Annotated in this window: 14 protein-coding genes; all 14 read right to left on the bottom strand. The window is 44.1% G+C overall.

The genetic code is table 11. The features are described from left to right. Position 1 precedes the first annotated feature (1 nt). Complete coding sequence (gene def / locus C1A07_RS00280; protein ID WP_101875319.1) at positions 2-487, bottom strand: peptide deformylase; 486 nt, start codon at positions 485-487, stop codon at positions 2-4. A gap of 14 nt (positions 488-501) precedes the next feature. Continuing rightward, a complete protein-coding gene (gene priA, locus C1A07_RS00275; RefSeq protein ID WP_101875318.1) occupies positions 502-2,757 on the bottom strand; it encodes a replication restart helicase PriA in 2,256 nt (751 codons plus the stop codon). A gap of 6 nt (positions 2,758-2,763) precedes the next feature. Beyond that, positions 2,764-4,143: a UDP-N-acetylmuramoyl-tripeptide--D-alanyl-D-alanine ligase gene (locus tag C1A07_RS00270; RefSeq protein WP_101875317.1), complete on the bottom strand. Its 1,380-nt coding sequence runs from the start codon at positions 4,141-4,143 to the stop codon at positions 2,764-2,766. A 40-nt stretch (positions 4,144-4,183) separates the two neighbouring features. After that, positions 4,184-5,653: a UDP-N-acetylmuramoyl-L-alanyl-D-glutamate--2,6-diaminopimelate ligase gene (locus tag C1A07_RS00265; RefSeq protein ID WP_101875316.1), complete on the bottom strand. Its 1,470-nt coding sequence runs from the start codon at positions 5,651-5,653 to the stop codon at positions 4,184-4,186. Positions 5,654-5,758: 105 nt separating this feature from the next. Continuing rightward, positions 5,759-7,429, bottom strand: a complete 1,671-nt coding sequence (locus tag C1A07_RS00260) for a formate--tetrahydrofolate ligase (RefSeq protein WP_101875315.1) — start codon at positions 7,427-7,429, stop codon at positions 5,759-5,761. 26 nt (positions 7,430-7,455) lie between these two features. Beyond that, positions 7,456-10,272 (bottom strand): FtsK/SpoIIIE family DNA translocase, encoded by a 2,817-nt coding sequence (locus tag C1A07_RS00255; protein WP_101875314.1) that lies wholly within the window; start codon positions 10,270-10,272, stop codon positions 7,456-7,458. 104 nt (positions 10,273-10,376) lie between these two features. Continuing rightward, complete coding sequence (locus tag C1A07_RS00250) at positions 10,377-11,123, bottom strand: ClpP family protease (RefSeq protein WP_101875313.1); 747 nt, start codon at positions 11,121-11,123, stop codon at positions 10,377-10,379. A 92-nt stretch (positions 11,124-11,215) separates the two neighbouring features. Next, entirely contained in the window at positions 11,216-12,373 is a 1,158-nt protein-coding gene (locus C1A07_RS00245) for an isocitrate/isopropylmalate family dehydrogenase (protein ID WP_101875312.1), read from the bottom strand. After that, on the bottom strand, positions 12,357-13,046 hold the full coding sequence (locus tag C1A07_RS00240) for a GntR family transcriptional regulator (protein WP_101875311.1): 690 nt from the start codon (positions 13,044-13,046) through the stop codon (positions 12,357-12,359). Before C1A07_RS00240 ends, C1A07_RS00245 begins: the two co-directional genes overlap by 17 nt. Before the next feature lie 9 nt (positions 13,047-13,055). Continuing rightward, positions 13,056-14,435 carry a 2-isopropylmalate synthase gene (locus C1A07_RS00235; protein ID WP_101875310.1) on the bottom strand — a complete coding sequence of 460 codons (1,380 nt, stop codon included), beginning with the start codon at positions 14,433-14,435 and terminating at the stop codon, positions 13,056-13,058. Positions 14,436-14,579: 144 nt separating this feature from the next. Next, entirely contained in the window at positions 14,580-15,317 is a 738-nt protein-coding gene (locus C1A07_RS00230; RefSeq protein ID WP_101875309.1) for a class I SAM-dependent methyltransferase, read from the bottom strand. A 237-nt stretch (positions 15,318-15,554) separates the two neighbouring features. Beyond that, positions 15,555-17,156 (bottom strand): C40 family peptidase, encoded by a 1,602-nt coding sequence (locus tag C1A07_RS00225; protein WP_101875308.1) that lies wholly within the window; start codon positions 17,154-17,156, stop codon positions 15,555-15,557. A gap of 24 nt (positions 17,157-17,180) precedes the next feature. Continuing rightward, the gene (locus tag C1A07_RS00220; protein ID WP_101875307.1) at positions 17,181-19,496 is read right to left on the bottom strand and encodes a hydratase; all 2,316 of its coding nucleotides are present in this window, start codon (positions 19,494-19,496) and stop codon (positions 17,181-17,183) included. A gap of 32 nt (positions 19,497-19,528) precedes the next feature. Beyond that, positions 19,529-20,167: a cytidylate kinase-like family protein gene (locus C1A07_RS00215; RefSeq protein WP_101875306.1), complete on the bottom strand. Its 639-nt coding sequence runs from the start codon at positions 20,165-20,167 to the stop codon at positions 19,529-19,531. Between the last annotated feature and the right edge of the window lie 142 nt (positions 20,168-20,309).

The following is a 20,309-nucleotide window of genomic DNA, read 5'->3' as shown; positions in this document are numbered from 1 at the left end:
ACTACTCTTCCTCTCCTTCATCTAAAGCGTCTACGTCCTCCAGTTCCCCTTCCACCAGCTCTACATACAGCTGTCCTTTTAAATGGGCGCATTCGTGGCAGATAGCTCTGGCTAACAGCCCTTCTCCCTCCAGCTGAAACGGCTGCATATTTTCATCAAAGGCTTTTACCGTCACCTTGTCCGGTCTTGTGACAATCCCTGTTTTTCCCGGCACGCTAAGGCAGCCTTCATACCCTGTCTGAGTTCCTGACTGGTCAATAATCTCAGGATTAATCAACACATACTGATTGCCGTCGTCCACATCTATTGTTACAATCTGGCGCAGCACTCCCACCTGGGAAGCCGCCAAGCCTACCCCGTTGGCCTGATACATAGTCTCAAACATATCTTCTATTAATTCCTGTATTCTGGGAGTAATCTCCTTTACAGGCTTACATTCCTTTGCCAACACTGGGTCTCCCATTACTCTTATTTGTCTTAATGCCATAGTTCTCTCTCCTGTTATGAAACGTCCCACTGAAGCTGCACATCCTGCCTCCACTGAGCCTTTTCTGCGCAGACTTCCAGTTTGGTTCTGATTTTTATTAGTATATCATAATTTTCATTCTTAATATATAAAATTTTTCTGTACAGATTATTAACTTTGTATACGGAAGCCTGCACTGGACCCATAATTTCAATTTCAAATCCCTGCCTCTGTTCCCTTAAATTTTTCCACATTTCTGACTGCAGCTTTGCTTCCTCTGCCAGCTCGCTGGCTGCAGATTCTAAAATCTGTTGGTCAGCCGCCGCCACTGCCACCGCCACCACGCCGCAGAAGGGCGGATAGTGAAGCAGCCGCCTGTAGGCCCTTTCCTGGGCAAAAAACGCCTCATAATCCTGCACTGCGGCAGTCTGAATTGCATAATGCTCCGGCAAATATGTTTGAATAACTACATATCCTGGCCTGGAATCTCTTCCGGCTCTTCCAGCGGCCTGAGTCAGCAGCTGAAATGTCCTTTCCCCGGCCCTAAAATCAGGGGCGTGCAGAGACATGTCCGCAGCCAAGGCTCCCACTAAGGTTACATTTGGAAAATCATGCCCCTTTACAATCATCTGAGTTCCGATTAAGATATCTGCTTCTCCTGAGCGAAAGGCTGACAAAATTTCTTCATGGCCTTTTTTTCCCGAGGTAGTGTCCATGTCCATCCGCAGCACTCTGGCAGCCGGAAACATTTTTTTTGTTATTTCCTCCACCTTCTGAGTTCCTGTTCCAAAGCCTGCAATATATGGAGAGCCGCAAGAAGGACATTTTTCCGGCAAAGGCTCCTCGTGGCCGCAGTAATGACATCTCATTTTCCCGTCCTTATGGCTGGTAAGAGAAACGTCGCAATTTGGACATTTTATGGCCTCCCCGCAGGAACGGCAGGAGATAAAGCTGGAATACCCTCTTCTGTTAAGAAACAAAATCGCCTGCTCCCTCTTTTGAAGAGTTTCCTCTAAAAGCTTTTGCAGCTGCCTGGAAAACACAGTTTTATTTCCCGCTTTCAGTTCTTCCCTCATATCAGCCACCCAAACTTTTGCCAAAACACTTTCTTTTTTGGCCCTGTTTCTCAGGCGCAGCAGCTTGTAAGCCCCGGACGCTGCTTTTTCAAAGGATTCTACTGACGGCGTGGCTGACCCTAAAACTACGCTGGCGCCTTCCATTCTGGCTCTGGCAAGGGCCGCCTCCCTGGCGTCGTACCTGGGAGCAGTTTCGCTTTTGTACGCTCCCTCCTGCTCTTCGTCAATTACAATCAGTCCCACCTGGGGAAAAGGGGTGAACAGCGCCGAGCGGGGGCCTATCATAATCTGAGCCTCCCCCTTTCTGGCGCGTTCAAACTGGTCGAATCTTTCTCCCTGGGAAAGTCTGGAATTTACTATGGCAATTTTCTGTCCGAATCTGTTGTAAAAACGTATTACAGTTTGAAAAGTCAAAGCAATTTCCGGAATTAGCACAATCACCTGTTTTCCTGTTTTTAAAACCAAGTCCATCATTTCCATATATACTTCTGTTTTCCCGCTTCCTGTAATTCCGTACAGCAAATAAGTATTTCTTTGTCCCGCCTTATAATCCTTGGCAAAAGCATCTGCAGCTGCCTGCTGTTCCTGATTTAAACATATATTTTCCGCTTTTTCCCTTTGGCTTCCCACAGGATTTCTGTACTGAATTTCACTTTCCAAAGCCAGAATATTTTTTTCCAGCAAAGGCTTTAAAACAGCTCCTGTAATATTTCCCATTTTTAAAGCTTTTTCATAGGAAATTCTCTTTTCAGCTGAAAACAGAGACAGGACTCTGGCTCTGGCTTTAAAATGCTTTCTCAAAGCCTCCTGCAATTCCTTTTCCAGCTCTTCCTTTTCCAGCAGGCACACAAGAGTTTTCTTCTCCACTGCTTTCATTGTCTTTTTTACAGGAAGCACTGTTTTTAAGGCCTGATTCATAGTAGAGCCGTAGCGCTCCCGCATCCACCATGCCAGCTGAATTAAACGTGATTCTGCAGTTACGCTGCCTGGCACAATCCCCTCTATAGCCTTCATTTTTTCTATGTCATATTCTGCCTGATCTGTCACCTCTACAACATATCCCTGGCGCAGGTGATTTCCCATGCCAAAAGGTGCCCACACCCTGATTCCCGCAAATATTTGTTCTTCCAGATATTCCGGAATCTTATACTGAAAGGTTCGGTCCACCTTTTCATGGGATATATCTATAATAATATTGGCAAATTTTTCAGCCATATTCTGTCAGCTCCTTTGGATGCCTGTAAAACAAGCTGCAGTCTCTCCCAGCTTCATAGAGTTGGAACCTTTAAACAGCACCTGGTCCCCTGCTTTTAAATATGTTTTTAAAAACTCTGTCATTTCGTCCCTATTTTCAAAACATCGAATTTCCATATGGCTTTCTCCTTTTCCGGCGCTTTCTGCCAGCTTAAAAGCCATCTGGCCCAGTGTAATTAAAGCATCTACATTTTTTTCTTTTATATACTCTCCCACTTCTCTGTGAAAAATTTCTGTGTCAGACCCTAATTCCTTCATGTCCGCCAAAACTGCTATTTTTCTCCTTCCTCCTGGCATGGAGCAAAGCACGTCAATCCCGGCCTTCATAGATACTGGGCTGGCGTTATAAGAATCGTCGATCACCGTAATTCCCATATATTCAGTAATATTCTGCCGGCCCTTAAAGCCAGTGTACTGAGTCAGCCCTAAAGCCGCCTGCTCCATTGTAAGGCCGGCTTCCTCTGCCACAGCTATGGCAGCCATGGCATTTAAAATATTGTGTCTCCCCATAACTTTTAAGGAAACTAATACTTTTTGATCTCCATGTACAGCATAAAATACCGGGTAGCCTTTTTCCTCCCTAATATTTTCCGCCCTATAATCGCAGCCGTCTTCTGTGCCGTAATATATGGTTCTAAATCCGTCTCTGGCCTTTGTGTTTTTTAACAGCTTGTCGTCCCCGTTTAAAAAAAGAATTCCCCCTGGCTCTAAACCGTCCTGAATTGTCAGCTTTTCCCTGTAAATATTTTCCTGGGAGCCTAGCTGCTCAATATGAGTAACTCCAATATTTGTAATTAAAGCCATAAAGGGCCTGGCAATTTTTGCAATTCTGGTCAGTTCCCCAGGCTCGCTCATTCCCAGCTCCAGCACTGCAATATGGTCTTTTTGTGAAATTTCTGAAATAGTAATGGGAACTCCCACCTGGCTGTTGCTGTTTCCGGGAGTTTTATATACCTGAAAGCCAGAGCTTAAAGCTGCCGCCACCATTTCCCTTGTAGTAGTCTTTCCAACGCTTCCTGTAATTCCCACCACAGGAATAGAAATACGGCTGCGACAAAAACTGCCTATAGCCTGAAGAGCTTCTTTCGTATCCTTTACCTGTATCCAGGCCCCCGGTCCCTCCGCCTTTGTATGTCTGCTGGTTAAAACAGCTCCAGCTGAAGCCTCCATCACCTGAGAAGCAAATTTGTGGGCGTCAACCTTTTCTCCGATTAAAGGCACAAATAAATCTCCCGGCTCTACTGTTCTGGAATCTAAACGGATTTTCTTTAAAATAGTGTTTTCATCTCCTGAAAGCAGCCTGCCTTCTGTGGCGGTCACAATATCTTTTACTGTCATATGTTCCATAATCCTGATTTCCTCTTACTTTTATTGTATGTAAAAAGGCTTACTGCAGCCCCAGCTTTTTTGCCGTCTCCTCCACTACCTCTCTGTCCAGAAAATGTGTGCGGACTCCGTTTGCCTCCTGATAATCCTCATGCCCTTTTCCGATTACTGCAATTAAATCTCCCGGGCAGGCATGAGCCATACTGTATTCAATCGCTTCCCTTCTGTCGGGAATCTCCACATAGGCTCCTCCTGTTTTTTCCAGGCTACCTTTAATATCATTTATAATATCCTCTGTTTTTTCAAACCTGGAATTGTCAGCTGTAAGAATACATAAATCTGCCATTTTTCCGCCGATTTCTCCCATAGAATATCTTCTGTCCTTGGACCTGTTGCCTCCGCAGCCAAATACGCACACCAGGCGTTTTGGGTTATATGCCCTTAATGTTGTTAAAAGGCTTTCCATACTTACTGCATTGTGGGCATAATCTATAATTACTGTAAAGTCGTGGCTGCTGTAAGCGATTTCCATTCTTCCGTTTACCCGCACTTCTTTTAAAGCTTTCAGCACAGCTTCTTTCTCCAGGCCTAATCTGTCCCCTAAAGCTGCCGCCGCCAGACTGTTGTAAATATTAAACCTGCCAGGCATCCCCAGACGGACCTTTAGCTGCTCCTTTCCAGTAATATGAAACTCCATGCCTACAAACCCTTTTTCTGAAACATGGCGGATATGAGAGGCATCATAATCCCATCCCCCTTCTATGCCAAAGGAAAACAGCTCCTTACATAAGGCGCCGTCAATAATTTGCTTTCCATGGCTGTCGTCTCCGTTGTATAAGCCTATTCTGCACTGTTTAAAAAGCATGGCCTTGCAGGACAGGTATTCTAAAAAATCAGCGTGTTCATCAGGTCCTATGTGGTCAGGGGAAATGTTTGTAAACACTCCGTAATCAAAAGTGATTCCGGCAACTCTGTCCATTTTAAAGCCCTGGGAGGAAACTTCCATAATCACATATTCACAGCCTGCTTTTTTCATCTCATAAAAATATTGGTGAAGCTCATAGGATTCCGGGGTTGTGTTTCTGGTGGGAAACGTTTCTTTGCCAATTACAGCCCCTGTAGTTCCAATCATGCCCACCTTTTTTCCCGCTGCCTCTAAAACTGCTTTCATCATATGGGTAGTGGTCGTCTTGCCCTTTGTGCCTGTAACGCCAATGGAAATCATTTGTTTTACAGGATTTCCAAATCTGGCTGCAGAAAGATATGCCAAAGCCTTTCTGCTGTTTTCCACCTGTATTACTGTTACACCCTCAGGAGCATTTACTTCCCTTTCTGTGATAAGTACTTTTACTCCCTTTTCACAAACATCTGGAATAAACCTATGGGAATCTACTTTTGTCCCCTTCATACACACAAACACTGCTCCTAAAGCAGCCTTTCTGGAGTCGTAAACAACCTCCTCCACCTGACTGTTAAGATCACCGCAAATCAGCTTATAATTAACACCTGCCAGCCATTCTCTAATCTGCATATAGCCTCCTTAATTACTTTCACATCTTACTGCTGCGGCATCCCGCCGCACACAAAAGGGCGCCGCATAACTGCTGCCAGCTTTGCAACACCCTTTTTGATTCTTTTAGAATAATCCTGTGATTACGCCATTTTCATCTACATTAATATTATATGCAGCCGGCGCCTTTGGCAGTCCGGGCATAGTCATAATTGCTCCTGTCAGCACAACAACAAAGCCTGCTCCTGCAGATACATATGCGTCCCGCACGTTAATAGTAAAGCCCTGTGGGCGGCCTAATTTTGTCTGATCGTCAGACAGGGAATACTGGGTTTTGGCCATACAGACAGGAAGGCCTCCAAATCCCATGTCCTCCAGCTTTTTAAGAGCCCTTTCTGCCGCCGGAGCATATGTGACTCCGTCTGCGCCGTAAATTTCTCCTGCCACTGTGCTTATTTTGTCTTTTAAGCTTATTTCATCTGGATAAATAGGGGCAAAATTGCTTTCCTTTGTCTCCAGTGTGTGAAGTACCTTCTCTGCTAAAGCCAAACCGCCTTCACCGCCCTTGGCCCACACTTCAGATAATGCAAACTCACATCCTCTGTCTTCACAGAATTTTTTAATATAAGCATACTCCGCCTCTGTATCTGAGGTAAAGGAGTTTAAGGTAACAACTACGGGAACGCCGTACTTCTGAATATTTTCAATATGTTTTTCCAGGTTTACAATTCCCTTTGCCAAAGCCTCCAGATTTTCCTGGTTCAAATCCTGCTTTGCCACTCCTCCATTGTACTTTAAGGCTCTTACTGTAGCCACAAGCACTACTGCATCCGGCTTTAAGCCAGCCATACGGCATTTAATGTCCAAAAACTTTTCCGCTCCTAAATCGGCGCCAAAGCCAGCCTCTGTAACTACAATGTCAGCCAGCTTCATAGCCAGCTTTGTAGCTCTTACGCTGTTGCAGCCGTGAGCAATATTGGCAAATGGCCCGCCGTGTACAAGGGCCCCTGTATGCTCCAGGGTCTGAATCAGGTTTGGCTTTAATGCGTCCTTTAAAAGAGCAGCCATAGAGCCTACTGCATTTAAATCTTTTGCAGTTACAGGTTCCCCTGCAAAATTATATGCTACAATAATTTTTCCCAGACGTTCTTTTAAATCATTCATATCGTCGGCCAGACATAAAATTGCCATAATCTCAGATGCCACGGTAATAACAAAATGATCTTCTCTTACTACTCCGTCTGCTTTGGCTCCCAAACCTACAACAATATTTCTCAGCACTCTGTCATTCATATCCAGACAGCGCTTCCACAAAATCTGTCTGGTGTCAATGCCTAAAGCATTGCCCTGCTGAATGTGATTGTCCAACAGCGCGGCCAGCAGATTATTGGCAGATGTAATGGCGTGGAAATCTCCTGTAAAGTGAAGATTTAAGTCTTCCATAGGCACTACCTGGGCATAGCCGCCCCCTGCGGCTCCCCCCTTAATTCCAAAGCAGGGGCCTAAGGACGGCTCCCTGAGGGCAATCATTGTCTTCTTTCCCAGCTTTGTAAATGCGTCTCCTAAGCCAACGCTGGTAGTAGTTTTTCCTTCCCCTGCCGGAGTAGGATTAATCGCTGTCACAAGTACCAGCTTAGCATCCTGTCTTTCTTTTACCTCTTCAAAAAGCTCATCTGTGATCTTCGCTTTATATTTTCCGTACAGCTCCAGATCATCCTCTGTAATGCCATAAGCTGCAGCCACCTCTTTAATAGGCAATTTTACCGCCTCCTGGGCAATTTCAATATCTGTTTTCATTTGTCCTGGCCTCCTTTTATCCTTTATTATAACCCACTTTCTACCATTTCGTCAAACTCTTCCATGGTCATCAGCACCTTCCTGGGCTTTGTGCCTTCTTCCTCTCCTACCACCCCGGCCTCCGCCAGCTGATCCATAATCCTGGCCGCCCGGTTAAATCCGATTTTAAACATTCTCTGAAGCATACCTATGGATGCTTTTTCTTTTTCTATAATAAACTTTCCTGCCTGAACAAAATACTCATCCCGGCTGTTTCCCGTATCTGATGAAGGTCCCGGCCCCGGCGCCGCCATATGGCTTTCCACATCAGGCTTGTAATCCGACGTAAGTCCCTGTTCTGTAAGAAAATCCACAACCTTCTGCACCTCAGAGTCAGACACAAAAGCCCCCTGAACGCGCTGAGGTTTTGGAACTCCGTAAGGAGAAAACAGCATGTCTCCCTTACCTAAAAGCTTCTCCGCCCCGTTAATATCCAAAATGGTTCTGGAGTCTACCCCTGAGGACACTGCAAATGCAATTCTGGAAGGCACATTGGCCTTGATTAAACCTGTAATTACATTGACTGAAGGTCTTTGAGTTGCAATAACTAAATGAATTCCCGCAGCCCTGGCCAGCTGAGCCAGACGGCAGATAGCGTCCTCCACCTCGCCGGGAGCTACCATCATCAAATCTGCCAGCTCGTCCACAATAATAACAATCTGAGGCAGCTTCTTAGGCTTATTTTCGTCATCTATATCTTCAATATTTTTTATTTTTTCATTGTACCCCTTCAGGTCTCTTACATTGTAGTCGGCAAACTTTTTGTACCTGTCAGTCATTTCTGCCACTGCCCAGTTTAAAGCTGCTGAAGCCTTTTTAGGGTCTGTTACTACAGGTATGAGCAAATGGGGAATTCCGTTGTAAACGCTTAGCTCTACTACTTTTGGATCTACCATAATCAGCTTCACGTCCTCCGGGCTGGACTTGTAAATCACACTCATAATTAAAGTATTAATACATACTGATTTACCGGAGCCTGTGGCGCCTGCAATCAGCAGATGAGGCATCTTCCCAATATCCGCCACAACAGTTTGTCCTCCAATGTCCTTTCCCACTGCAAAGGCTAGGCGGGAGGGATGTTTTTTAAATTCCTCTGATTCTAAAAGGTCTCTTAAAAACACCATATTGTTTTCCTTATTGGGCACCTCAATTCCCACTGCCGCTTTTCCCGGTATGGGAGCCTCAATACGAATATCCGCAGCAGCTAAATTCAGCTTAATATCGTCGGCCAAGCCTACGATCTTACTTACCTTTACTCCCTGCTCAGGGTGAAGCTCATATCTGGTAACTGTAGGGCCGCAGCTTACATTTGTCACAGTTACTCCTACTCCAAAGTTTTTTAAGGTCTGCTGCAGCTTAATCGCTGTCTCTCTGTATTCCTTTTCAGAAAAACTGTTTTTATTTGCCGTTCCCTTTTTCAAAAGGTCTAAGGACGGGAATATGTATTCCTTTTTCACCTCCGGCTCTTTTGCCGCAATTTCCATATCTACAGACAGCTCTCCTGCTTCTGCTGCCTCAGCTCTTTTTTTCTCCAGCTTCTTCTTTAACAGCTCTGTCTCCGTCTCAATTACTTTCCCTGAAGCTGTCACCACCCGCTTAGGCTCTTCAGGCACAAAAAAGGTATCGTAATTTACCCCTGACTCCTCTTTCTCTGCCTTTACCTCTTCATAGGAAAAATGGTCCTCTTCATCTATATTCCCCAGGTCCGGTGTTTTTTGAAGATAAATTTCCTCGTCTATTTCCTCGTCCTCTTCTACAGATAAACTTTCTATAGCGTCTGGCTTTTCTTCTAAATCCTTCTCTTTACTTACACACGCCTTCACAGCTTCCAGCTGATCTTCATCAAACGGAGCCTGGTCCTCATATCCTGAAGGCATAGTAATCTTTCCCGTAAATACATCTGCAGCTTCTTTCTCTGCCCTTTGCTCCCCGGCCTTTTCCAGGCTGTCCGCCAGCTGGCCTGGGTTCATATTGTGGTCTCCTGCCTGAGATTCTCCTTTCTCGTCCACAGCTGAAACCTTTTCTTGACCATATTCCTGGTAATCCACCTGAGGTACAGGCTGCTCCATCTCCAAAGTAGTGGCTCCTAAGTTTACGCCTCTCACCCTTTGTTCTTCTCTGAGACGGCGCCTTTCCTCCTGTTTCTCCGCTCTGATTTCCATTCGTCTGTCAAAATCTTCTTTGGCATAATGACAGGCCTTTGTCCCTCCTTTTTTCACTATGGAAACTAAGGATTTTTCTGTAATCAGCACAATGCAGATGGCTAACAATACAAACAGCACTAAATACGCCCCTACTGTTCCTAAAAGGCCTGACAGGGCTGCTGACACGGCTCCGCCTACAATTCCTCCCCCTGCTCCGCTTTTAGAAGACATTATGTAGTATTCTGTAATTTTATAATCAGCTGCAGTTCCAAAAATCATTTGTAAAAGAGCGCAAATTACAACTATTCCTATGATTACCGCCCACATTTTCAGCATAGCAATCGGATTTCCTCTGTTTGCCAGGTAAAAACAGGTGCCTACAAATAAAAGCAATGGGGCGATAAAGCCCAGGCTTCCAAAAAGTCCCAGCTGTACGCCTCTAAGAGCGTCTCCGATTACGCCGCACAAGTGAAAATTGCTGAGAAACAGCAGCACTGCAGCGGCAAATGAAATAATAATTCCTACCTCCGCCCCCAAAAATTCTGGTTTCTCCGGCGCCTGATTCTTAGCCGGTCTGCCCGGCTTCCTCCTGGATTTAGCGGTAGATGATGTTGTCCTTTTCTTTTTTGTTTCTGCCAATGTATTTCTGCCTCCTAACATCAGCGGTCTTTAGCAGATATTTCCTCATCTGCCAAAAACCGCTGTCCATTAAGCATAGTATACAAAAAATTTTCTATAATTGCAATGATTCAATAGGCGGCCTGTTATTTTTTCTTTTTCTTGTCTATCATGGCGTACAGCTTTTGAAGGGCCTGATAAATCCCTCCCACCTCATTAATCAGCCCCGCTTTAACAGCTTCTTCCCCAACTAAAACAGTGCCTAAATCTCTGGTAAGCATTTCTGTGCTGTGCATCAGCTGTTTTAATTTGTCATAAGCAATCTCTGCATGGTCAGATACAAAGGTTAAAATTCTGTCCTGAATCATTTCAAAATATTCATATGTTCTTTCTGTGCCAATGACCATACCCGTCATTCTCACAGGATGGACCATCATTGTGCCCGTAGGCACAATAAATGAATAATCTGCTGAAACTGCTAAAGGCACCCCAATAGAATGGCTTCCTCCCAGCACCAGGGACACTGTAGGAATACTTAAAGAGGCTATCATTTCTGCTATGGCAAGACCTGCGTCCACGTCCCCTCCAGATGTATTTAAAAGCACCAGCACCCCTTCAATTTCAGCATTATCCTCCAATTCCGCTAACTTTGGCAGAATATGGTCGTACTTTGTGGCCTTGCTGTTTCCCGGAAGATTTTCATGGCCCTCCACCTCCCCGATAATAGACAGCAAATATATTTTTCTCTTTCTTTCATTGTGATCTAACATTACCTGCCCGTACTCTTCCAGTCTGGCGTCCTTTTTCTCCTCTACCTCTTTCTCCTTTTTCTCCTCCTCCAGATTATTTTCCCCACAGACTTTCTGTTCTTTTTTCTTAGATTTATCTCCCATGGCAAACTCTCCTTGTTATAATCAATTTGTTTACCATGTAAAATACCCTTGCAGAACAAATTTATACGTTCCCCAAGGGTATTATTGGCATTTTACATTTCGTTCAGCTTTTCTAAAAGATAATCTCCGTATTCAGCGGCAGTATTTCCCTCTCTTGTACCTGTTACTGCAACCTTTCCTTCCTTCTCGCAGGCAGCCATAGCCATAGCCAGCTTGTCCGCCTTATCAGCCATGTCAATATGGCGCAGCAGCATTTCTGTAGCCTTCAAAATGCTGCACGGGTTTGCATAGTCTCCCAGGCCTTCTGCAATCATTCTGGGGGCGCTGCCGTGAATTGCCTCAAACATGGCGTATCTGCTTCCTGTGTTGGCGCTTCCGGCAGTTCCAACTCCGCCCTGCAGCTGAGCAGCCTCGTCTGTAATAATATCTCCATAAAGATTTGGCAGTACAAATACCTGGAACTTGCTTTGCATATCCGGGTTAATCAGGTTTGCGCTCATAATGTCTACATACCAGTCGGTAACTGTAATTTCCGGGTAATCTGCAGCTACTTCTTTACAAATAGATAAAAACTTTCCGTCAGTTTTTTTCATAATATTGGCCTTTGTAACAATGGCCACATGATTTTTATGGTTGTTTCTTGCAAATTCAAATGCAGCCTTTGCAATTCTTCTGGTGCCTGCGTCTGTAATTACTTTAAAATCAAAGGCCAGCTTTCCAGGCATCTCCACGCCTTTGCTGCCTAAGGCGTATTCTCCTTCTGTATTTTCCCTAAAAAATGTCCAGTCAATCTGTTTGTCAGGTACATTTACAGGTCTTACATTGGCAAATAAGTCTAACTCCCGGCGCAAAGATACGTTGGCGCTTTCCAGGTTCTTCACTCCGCTGTCTGCCTGAGGCGTTGTAGTAGGGCCCTTTAAAATAGCGTGGCATTCCTTTAACTGAGCCAGCACCTCATCAGGAATTGTCTGTCCGCAGGCCAGACGATTTTCCAGCGTAAGGCCGTCAATATTGCGGATTTCTACTTTTCCCTCTTCAATTTCTGCTTTTAAAAGGTATTTTAAGGTTTTTTCTGCTTCCTTAAAAATAACAGGCCCAATACCGTCTCCAGGGCACATGCCGATAATTACAGGCTTTAATTCTTTAAAGTTTAAGGCCTCCCCCGCCTGCTCCATACGGGCAACTCTTTCTAACTGCTCTGCATACAGCTTTTTAAAATGCTCCGCTGCCTCCTCAATGTACTTTTCCATCTGATATCTTCTCCTTTTTCTCAATTTTTTTCATGGTGCTGGCCTTGGCGTTTTCCACGTGACGAATTGTCAAAAGCTCCGCCAGCTCTCCATTTTTTTCCTCAATCGCCTGCAGGATTTCCCTGTGTTCTTTTACTGCCTTTCTGGACCTTTCCATGTCTGTTACAGAAAGCTGCCTAAATCTTTTAATCCTGTGATGCAGTTTTTTTAATACGTCCTTTAAAATTCGTTTTCCTGAAAATTCGTAAATCATTTCATGGAATTGAGAATCAAAAACCTCCTGGTTTTCAGGGTCGTTTTTTTCCACATAAAACTCCTGGAGATCCAGAACCTGCCGCATTTCTTTTAACTGCTCCTCGCCTGCACATTCTGCCGCCTCCCTGGCTGCAAGACCTTCCAGCCTGATTCTCATGTCGTAAATAACCTCCAGGTCGTCCCCTGTGATTCCTAAAACTACAGCTCCTCTGTTAGAACGGATTTCCACCAGGGATTCCTGCTCCAAATGCTGAAGGGCCTCTCTAATAGGCGTCCTGCTGACTCCCAGAGCCTGAGACAATTTCGGCTCTGTAATCACCTCTCCCGGCTTCAGCCTGCCCTGGAGAATTTCGCTTTCCAGAACCTTAAATACCTGTTCTGCTAAAGGCGTTCCTTTTTCTTGAACTAATACGTCCATAACATACTCCTAAAAGAATGAATGGTATTTGCACGGCGCAATCTTCTGCACCTGTGTATCCAGCTCTTCATCGCTGATCACTGTCTGACGTCCTCCATTATACTGCTCATCCACCCAATTTTTCAACTGTTCTACAATAGAATCTTTTTTTGTCACACAATTTTCACCTGAAAGCTCGTAATAATTATTCATCCAATATACAATCCCCGCCAGGCCAGAGGTATTGCTGACAGCCACTTCAGGGGCTCTTTTTAAAATTTTCTCTGTATCAAAAATATTATAAATTTCTTCATCCTTCATCAGCCCGTCTGCATGGATGCCCGCCCTTGTAACATTAAAGTTCCTGCCTACAAAAGGCGTCATCTCCGGCACATGGTAGCCGATTTCTTTTTTATAATATCTGGCGATCTCTGTAATTACTGTTGGCTCCATCTGGTCCATTGTTCCCTTTAAGGACGCGTACTCAAATACCATAGCCTCTAAAGGCACGTTTCCTGTTCTCTCCCCAATTCCTAAAAGAGAACAGTTTACTGCTGAAGCTCCGTAAAGCCATGCGCAGGTGGCGTTTGATACAGCTTTGTAAAAATCATTATGTCCGTGCCATTCTAACTGCTGGCTTTTTACGTCAGAATAATGCTGCAGGCCGTAAATAATTCCCGGCACGCTTCTTGGAAGGGCCACGCCGGTGTAAGGGATTCCATATCCCATCGTGTCGCAGGCTCTGATTTTTACAGGAATTCCCGCCTGTCTGGACTTTTCCATTAAAGCGTTTACAAAAGGCACGACAAATCCGTAAAAGTCAGCTCTTGTAATATCCTCTAAATGGCATCTGGGAATAATTCCTGCGGAAAAAGCCTGGTCTACGGTGTCTAAATATTCGTCCATAGCCTGCTGTCTTGTAAGCTTTCTTTTTTTGAAAATATGGTAGTCAGAACAGCTGACTAATATTCCTGTCTCCTTAACTCCCAAATCCTTTACCATCTGGAAATCTTTTTTGTTGGCTCTGATCCAGGTAGTAATTTCCGGAAACTGAAGTCCTAAATCCATACACTCTAAAAGAGCTTCCTTATCCTTTTTGTCATACACAAAAAATTCTGTCTGCCTGATAATGCCTTTAGGGCCGGAAAGTCTGGAAAGCATTTTATACAGGTCCACCATCTGTTTTTTTGTATAAGGCACTCTGGACTGCTGTCCGTCACGAAAGGTAGTATCTGTAATCCATATTTCTTCCGGCATCCCAATAGGACATTGGCGGAAGTTAAAGGATATTTTAGGCACCTCGTCATAGGGAAAAAATTCTCTGTAAAGATTAGGCTCAGGAATATCCTGAAGAGAATAGCGGTATGGGTCCTGTTCCAATAAATTGCTGTTTTTTGATACTACCAGCATGGCAAACACTCCTTTTCTTTTTGTATAGTTTGGTATATCAGAATAGCGTTATACTTGTATACAAGTATAACGCTATTCTTCCAGATGTCAAGTGTTTCCTGAATAATTATGCAATTATCCAATTAGCAAACAAGAAAAACTAAATTATTCTCCTTTTTTTGCAATTGATTTTACCAGCAGCATCATGGGACGGCGCAGTTCATCTCTCATTCCTGGAATATCCATCATTTCTTCAGATGGTTTGGCCTCCTCTACAACTTTAAGTTTAAAACCGTTATCCAGCAGTCCCATTAATATTTGTGTAAGTGTGTGATGCTGCTTTGTTATATTACAACCTAAGAAGTTTGTTTTTCTTTCTCCTGTTATAAAATAATTATCTATCGGCCAATATTGCAAAGCCCCATCTTCTGTGTAAATCCAGTCCTGTCCCACACCGGATGTAAATACTGGATGCTCGATATTGAAAATAAATACTCCATTTTCTTTCAATGTTTTATGTACTTTTTGGAATATTTGACCTATATCCTTAACATAATGCAACGCCAGATTAGAAATCACACAATCCCATGTATTTTCCGGGTACTCGTAATCCTCTATTCCACAAACTCTATATTCTATCTGATCCGCTATATTTTCATGTTTGGCTTTTTCAATCATTTTTTTACTTAAATCAATTCCTAATATCTTTGCCGCACCCTGTTCTGCTGCAAAATTACAATGCCAACCGTAACCGCACCCTAAATCAAGAACTCTTTTACCTTGAAGCGGCGGAAACAAAAGCTTTAATTGATGCCACTCTCCAGCGGCGCTTAAACCTTCTCTACTGCGAGGCATTTTCCCGTATTCTTCAAAAAATTTTTCGTTGTCGTATTCATTTCTCATTGTCTGCTTCTCCTTTTAAACAAAAGTACTTTCCTAATTACATAAAAAAAGTGAAGGCAGAAAAATGAAAATTTCCATCTTCCCACTTTCACTTTACGGGGCAGGCAATCTCTCCTGCGGCCCTTAACTATTTTTTATTTCACTCGTTCCTCGTTCCATAAAAACTACGGGAACCCTAAACTTCGCTATGGCGAACTTTGGGTAGCAAATAGTTTCGCGCTTTGCGCTTAACTATTTTTAATCAATTACGTTTCTGATTGTTTTTGGCTTTCTGTAATTCCATGTGGAAATCTTGATTCCGCTTCTTCTGCTGGCGGCATGAACAATCTGGCCGTTTCCAATATACATAGCCACGTGGTTTACAACTCCCCGGCTGTTTGTATAGAAAATCAAATCTCCCGGCCTCATTTCGCTGGAGGACACTGCCCGTCCCATTTTAGCCTGAGAGCCAGAATAATGAGGAAGAGAAATTCCAAAGTTCTCTAAAACCTTCATTGTAAATCCAGAACAGTCGGCTCCTTTTGTCAAGCTGGTTCCTCCCCATACGTAAGGATTTCCCACAAACTGAAGGGCATAATTTACAATCTGGGTTCTTCTGGAAGCCTCCTTGTTGGCCTTCTCCTCCAAAGGTGAAAACTTAATCGCCTCATTTAAAGCGTACCGCACCTCCACATTGTTATCTCTGGTGGAAATATAAGCCTCGTCGCTGTCCTCTGTGTCCAGCTCAATCTGCACCCAGCCGTCCAGCTGCTGCAGCACAGGATACCTTTCCTCCTTGGAAATCTGAGTCCATCTGGCGCTGTCTACATTAGGCTCTGTTCTTACATTTAAAGCCTCTGTCTTTACAATCGCCATTAAAGAGGCGCTGCTCATAGCCAAATCCCTGGCCTCCTGGCCCACTGCTGTGTACTGAGGGTCTGCCGTTACATAGCCTGTAATATTTCCTGACTTAATCTTGTACCATCCGTCTAAGGTTTCCAGAATTTCCCCTGCAGCCTTTGACGGAAACTTTCCGATTACATTGTTATTTCCGTCTTCCTTAGGCTCGCTTCTAATATTTAAATAATTGTTTACCTTAGATATTACAATATTGTCGTACTGATTTACAGCCATGGCCCGCAAATCCATTTTTCTGGCTTCATTTAAGCACATCTTCACTTCTGCATAATCAGCTGAAATCCATCCGGAAGAAATTTTAATCCATCCGTCCCTCTGTTCCTCTACCTCGTATCGCTCTTTATCCAAAACCTGACTTACTACATTATTCATGCCGTCCTGTACAGGCTCCTGGCGAACATTCAGATTTCCTTCTGAAATATTAATAATTGCTCTCAGCTTAATATTTTCCTCAGCCAAGGCCTTGGCTTCATCACCAGTCACTATATATTCGCTGCTGACATAGCCTTCAATGCCGCCGGAAAAAATTTTGTACCATCCGTCCAAGGTTTCTGTAATTTCACATCCGCTGCCGCCCATAAGCTTTCCAATAATATTGCCTTTGCTTTCAGCTGTTTCCCGGATATTCAGATAGCCGGACACTTGAGCAATCCCTAAATTTTCATAGGAATTTATGACACTGGCTATTTCTTCCTGTTTTTTCTGCTCTGCCAGCTCCTCCTCAGATATCTGGGGTTCCTCCCCTGCCTCTGAGACGCTGGCCCTTCCCTGACTGCCTGTAGGACCGGAAGCCGGGTCAGAAGCCAGCTTCCATATAATTAATCCTAACAGGAGGAGAATAATAACTATCCCGCCTATTATAAAATATTTCTGATACTGATTTCTGTTTCTCCGTCTTCTGGCTCTGTTGATACTCACCTTGTAATCAATTTTATCTGCCATATTACTGTCTCCGCTTTTCGGTGCCTACTGTTTTGCCTTGTTTCTGTTATAGTTAATCAGACATCCTGCCTTGACAATTTCCCTTTCCTCCGGAGTCATATCTGCAATACTTAAAGTGATTTCCTTTACAGAATCGCCTATAATATATGCAGGTATTTTTCTCATATCTCCGTCCAGAATCTGCCGGATTCCAGGCACATAAATATAATCTCCAATCTGGAATTCAGGCTCTCCCTCCATAAGGAATGGAAGCATACCCCAGTTCATTACATTTGAACGGTATCTTTTTGTAGCGTACTCCAACGCAATATTGGCAAGACCGCCAATCACTCTCTGGCAGCTGGCCGCCTGCTCTCTGGCAGAGCCGTCTCCCGGCCTTAACGCGTAAACCACGCTTCCGATTTCTGTCTCATTTGCCTTTACATTTTCATTGCCTGAAATTGTTCTGATCTTCTCAAAAATCTCTTTTAAAGCAGGCTCTGCTTCTGTAGGACAGATTCCTGCATTTCTGGCCTTTTCAATCTTGTCCACTTCCTTTGTGCGTCCCACATATCCAGGATCTCTTCTGGAAAGAGTAAACTCTGCCAGGCCTAATGGGTTAGATCTGTAGGATGAGGTTTCTCCAGAAGGAATCAGCTCGTCTGTTGTAGTAACAGGGTCCATAATTCTGGAGCACACTTTTAATAAAATATTGTCAGCCAGCTGGCTCATAGCCGGCCAGTCTTTAATATTTGGTCCATAAATCAGCTCTTTTTCCTTACATCCTTTTCCAAAGCCTTGATATACTCTGTTTTCATAAACAGTTCCGTCAAAATGGTATGCAGGCACCTGGTAATTGTCTGCAAACTGCTCTGCAGATGTAAGCACGCCGCCGTTGGCAGCTGTAGCTGCAATTGATCTGGCATCCATAAGAGCCACTGATGCAATCTGGCCGTTTCCTGGCTTAGAACCTTCTCTGTTAGGGAAGTTTCTGGTGGTGTGGCGCACGCTCAGGCCCTTGTTGGAAGGAGTGTCCCCTGCGCCGAAGCAAGGTCCGCAGAAGGCGCTTCTCACTGTAGCTCCCGCAGTCATCAGATCTGCAATCACTCCCTTATTTACCAGGTCAATAAATACTGCCTGGGAGGAAGGATAAACAGATAAAGCAAACTGGTCATATCCGCAGGAACGTCCCTTTAAAATGTGGGCAGCCTCCATAATATTAGAATATGTTCCTCCTGCGCAGCCTGCAATTACTCCCTGCTCTACGCAAAGCTTTCCGTCAATAATCTTGTCAGTTAATGTATAATGAATGTCCGGATTATCAATTATCTTTTCTGCCTCTACCTCCACCTGTCTTAAAATATCCTCCAGGTTGCTGTTCAGCTGGTCTATTTCGTATGTGTTGCTGGGGTGGAAGGGAAGTGCGATCATTGGCTTAACAGTACTTAAATCTACCCGCACCATGCCGTCGTAATATGCCACTTCCTTTGGATTCAGCTCTTTAAAGTCCCCGCCTCTTCCGTGCATAGTCAAATATTCTTTTGTATCCTCATCTGTTCTCCAGACAGATGTAAGACATGTAGTTTCTGTGGTCATAACGTCCACGCCGTTTCTGTAATCTGTGGTCATGGAAGATACCCCTGGACCTACAAACTCCATGACTTTATTTTTCACATAGCCGTTTTTATAAACAGCTCCAATAATAGCCAAAGCAATGTCCTGAGGACCTACATAGGAAGCAGGCTTTCCTTCCAGATAAACGGCGATTACTCCCGGATAAGAAATATCATATGTATCCTTTAACAGCTGCTTTACCAGCTCTCCGCCGCCCTCGCCTACAGCCATAGTTCCCAGGGCTCCGTATCTTGTGTGGCTGTCTGAGCCTAAAATCATCTTTCCGCAGCCAGCCATCATCTCTCTCATATACTGATGCATAACTCCAATATGAGGAGGCACGAAAATTCCGCCGTACTTTTTACATGCGGACAATCCAAATAAATGATCATCTTCGTTAATAGTGCCCCCTACTGCACATAAAGTGTTGTGGCAGTTTGTAAGCACATAGGGAATCGGAAACTCCTCCATTCCTGACGCCTTTGATGTCTGGATAATTCCCACATATGTAATGTCGTGGGAAGTCATTGCGTCAAATCTGATTTTTAACTTTTCCATGCTGCCTGAGGTATTGTGAGCTTCTAATATGGAATAAGCAATAGTTCCCTTTTTTGCTTCCTCCTTATAGCTGCCCTTTCCTGCCACCGCCGGCATCTTTCCAGCCTTAGCTCTTTCTTCCGCCTCTTTTTCTGTTAAAATTTCGCTGCCGTTCAGCAGATATACTCCGCCGTCATACAATGTAACCATTGGTTTTTCCTCCTGTTATTTCTGTACTGTTTTTAAATCTTGTATCCTCTCAGCTTAACGTAATACTTTACCAGATCAGCCAGCTGATCCAGGTCAATTTTTGTAGTATTAATGTGCAGATCATAATTGGCCATATTTTCCCAGTCCCGGCCTGTATAATATTTGTAGTAATCGTGCCGTTCCTTGTCAATCCTTTTTATCCTTTTTGCCGCCTCTTTTTCATCTACCCCGTCTACCTCCATTACTCTTTTTATTCTGGTAGGCATATCTGCGTAGACAAACAGCTTAATCACATCTATCTGAGCCAGCTCCAGCACATAATCCGCGCATCGGCCTGCAATAATACAGGATTCCTCCTTTGCCAGATCTCTGATTACAGAAGACTGAAAACGGAATAAATTGTCTCTGGAAACAATATCATCTCTGGTGGACGGCGCTGATAAACTGTCCCTCAGTCCTCCTACAATCTTATACAGCAGGTTGTTGCCTGCTTTTTCGTCAGCTAAGCGAAAGTACTCTTCCCCGATCGCGCTGACTTCAGAAGTGATCTTTAAGATTTCCTCGTCATAAAAATGAATCCCCAGCTCCTTTGCCAGCTTTTCTCCTGTCATGCGGCCCCCGCTTCCATACTGCCTGCCAATGGTTATCACCAGGTTTTTATTTTCTTCCATTAGACCAAGCCTCCTGTTTCTTAGTATTCTTACTGAAAATCCTTATAGTCCAGATACATTATAACACACTTTCACTATCAGGTAAATTCTTTTAAAGTCTGTGGTTTTTGTGAATTTTGTACTTTTTAACATACACAGACAG

The organism is Lachnoclostridium edouardi (assembly GCF_900240245.1).
GTDB classification, from domain to species: domain Bacteria; phylum Bacillota; class Clostridia; order Lachnospirales; family Lachnospiraceae; genus Lachnoclostridium_A; species Lachnoclostridium_A edouardi.
Note: the sequence above shows the minus strand (reverse complement) of the source record. Positions and strands in the feature narration are given on the sequence as shown.

Excerpts from the sequence above, each read along its gene's own strand:
- priA (WP_101875318.1), bottom strand. The coding sequence starts at position 2,757 with ATGGCTGAAAAATTTGCCAATATTATTATAGATATATCCCATGAAAAG.
- C1A07_RS00225 (WP_101875308.1), bottom strand. The coding sequence starts at position 17,156 with ATGGCAGATAAAATTGATTACAAGGTGAGTATCAACAGAGCCAGAAGA.
- C1A07_RS00215 (WP_101875306.1), bottom strand. The coding sequence starts at position 20,167 with ATGGAAGAAAATAAAAACCTGGTGATAACCATTGGCAGGCAGTATGGA.
- C1A07_RS00220 (WP_101875307.1), bottom strand. The coding sequence starts at position 19,496 with ATGGTTACATTGTATGACGGCGGAGTATATCTGCTGAACGGCAGCGAA.
- C1A07_RS00235 (WP_101875310.1), bottom strand. The coding sequence starts at position 14,435 with ATGCTGGTAGTATCAAAAAACAGCAATTTATTGGAACAGGACCCATAC.
- C1A07_RS00240 (WP_101875311.1), bottom strand. The coding sequence starts at position 13,046 with ATGGACGTATTAGTTCAAGAAAAAGGAACGCCTTTAGCAGAACAGGTA.
- C1A07_RS00245 (WP_101875312.1), bottom strand. The coding sequence starts at position 12,373 with ATGGAAAAGTACATTGAGGAGGCAGCGGAGCATTTTAAAAAGCTGTAT.
- C1A07_RS00230 (WP_101875309.1), bottom strand. The coding sequence starts at position 15,317 with ATGAGAAATGAATACGACAACGAAAAATTTTTTGAAGAATACGGGAAA.
- C1A07_RS00260 (WP_101875315.1), bottom strand. The coding sequence starts at position 7,429 with ATGAAAACAGATATTGAAATTGCCCAGGAGGCGGTAAAATTGCCTATT.
- C1A07_RS00270 (WP_101875317.1), bottom strand. The coding sequence starts at position 4,143 with ATGGAACATATGACAGTAAAAGATATTGTGACCGCCACAGAAGGCAGG.
- C1A07_RS00250 (WP_101875313.1), bottom strand. The coding sequence starts at position 11,123 with ATGGGAGATAAATCTAAGAAAAAAGAACAGAAAGTCTGTGGGGAAAAT.
- C1A07_RS00255 (WP_101875314.1), bottom strand. The coding sequence starts at position 10,272 with ATGTTAGGAGGCAGAAATACATTGGCAGAAACAAAAAAGAAAAGGACA.
- C1A07_RS00265 (WP_101875316.1), bottom strand. The coding sequence starts at position 5,653 with ATGCAGATTAGAGAATGGCTGGCAGGTGTTAATTATAAGCTGATTTGC.
- def (WP_101875319.1), bottom strand. The coding sequence starts at position 487 with ATGGCATTAAGACAAATAAGAGTAATGGGAGACCCAGTGTTGGCAAAG.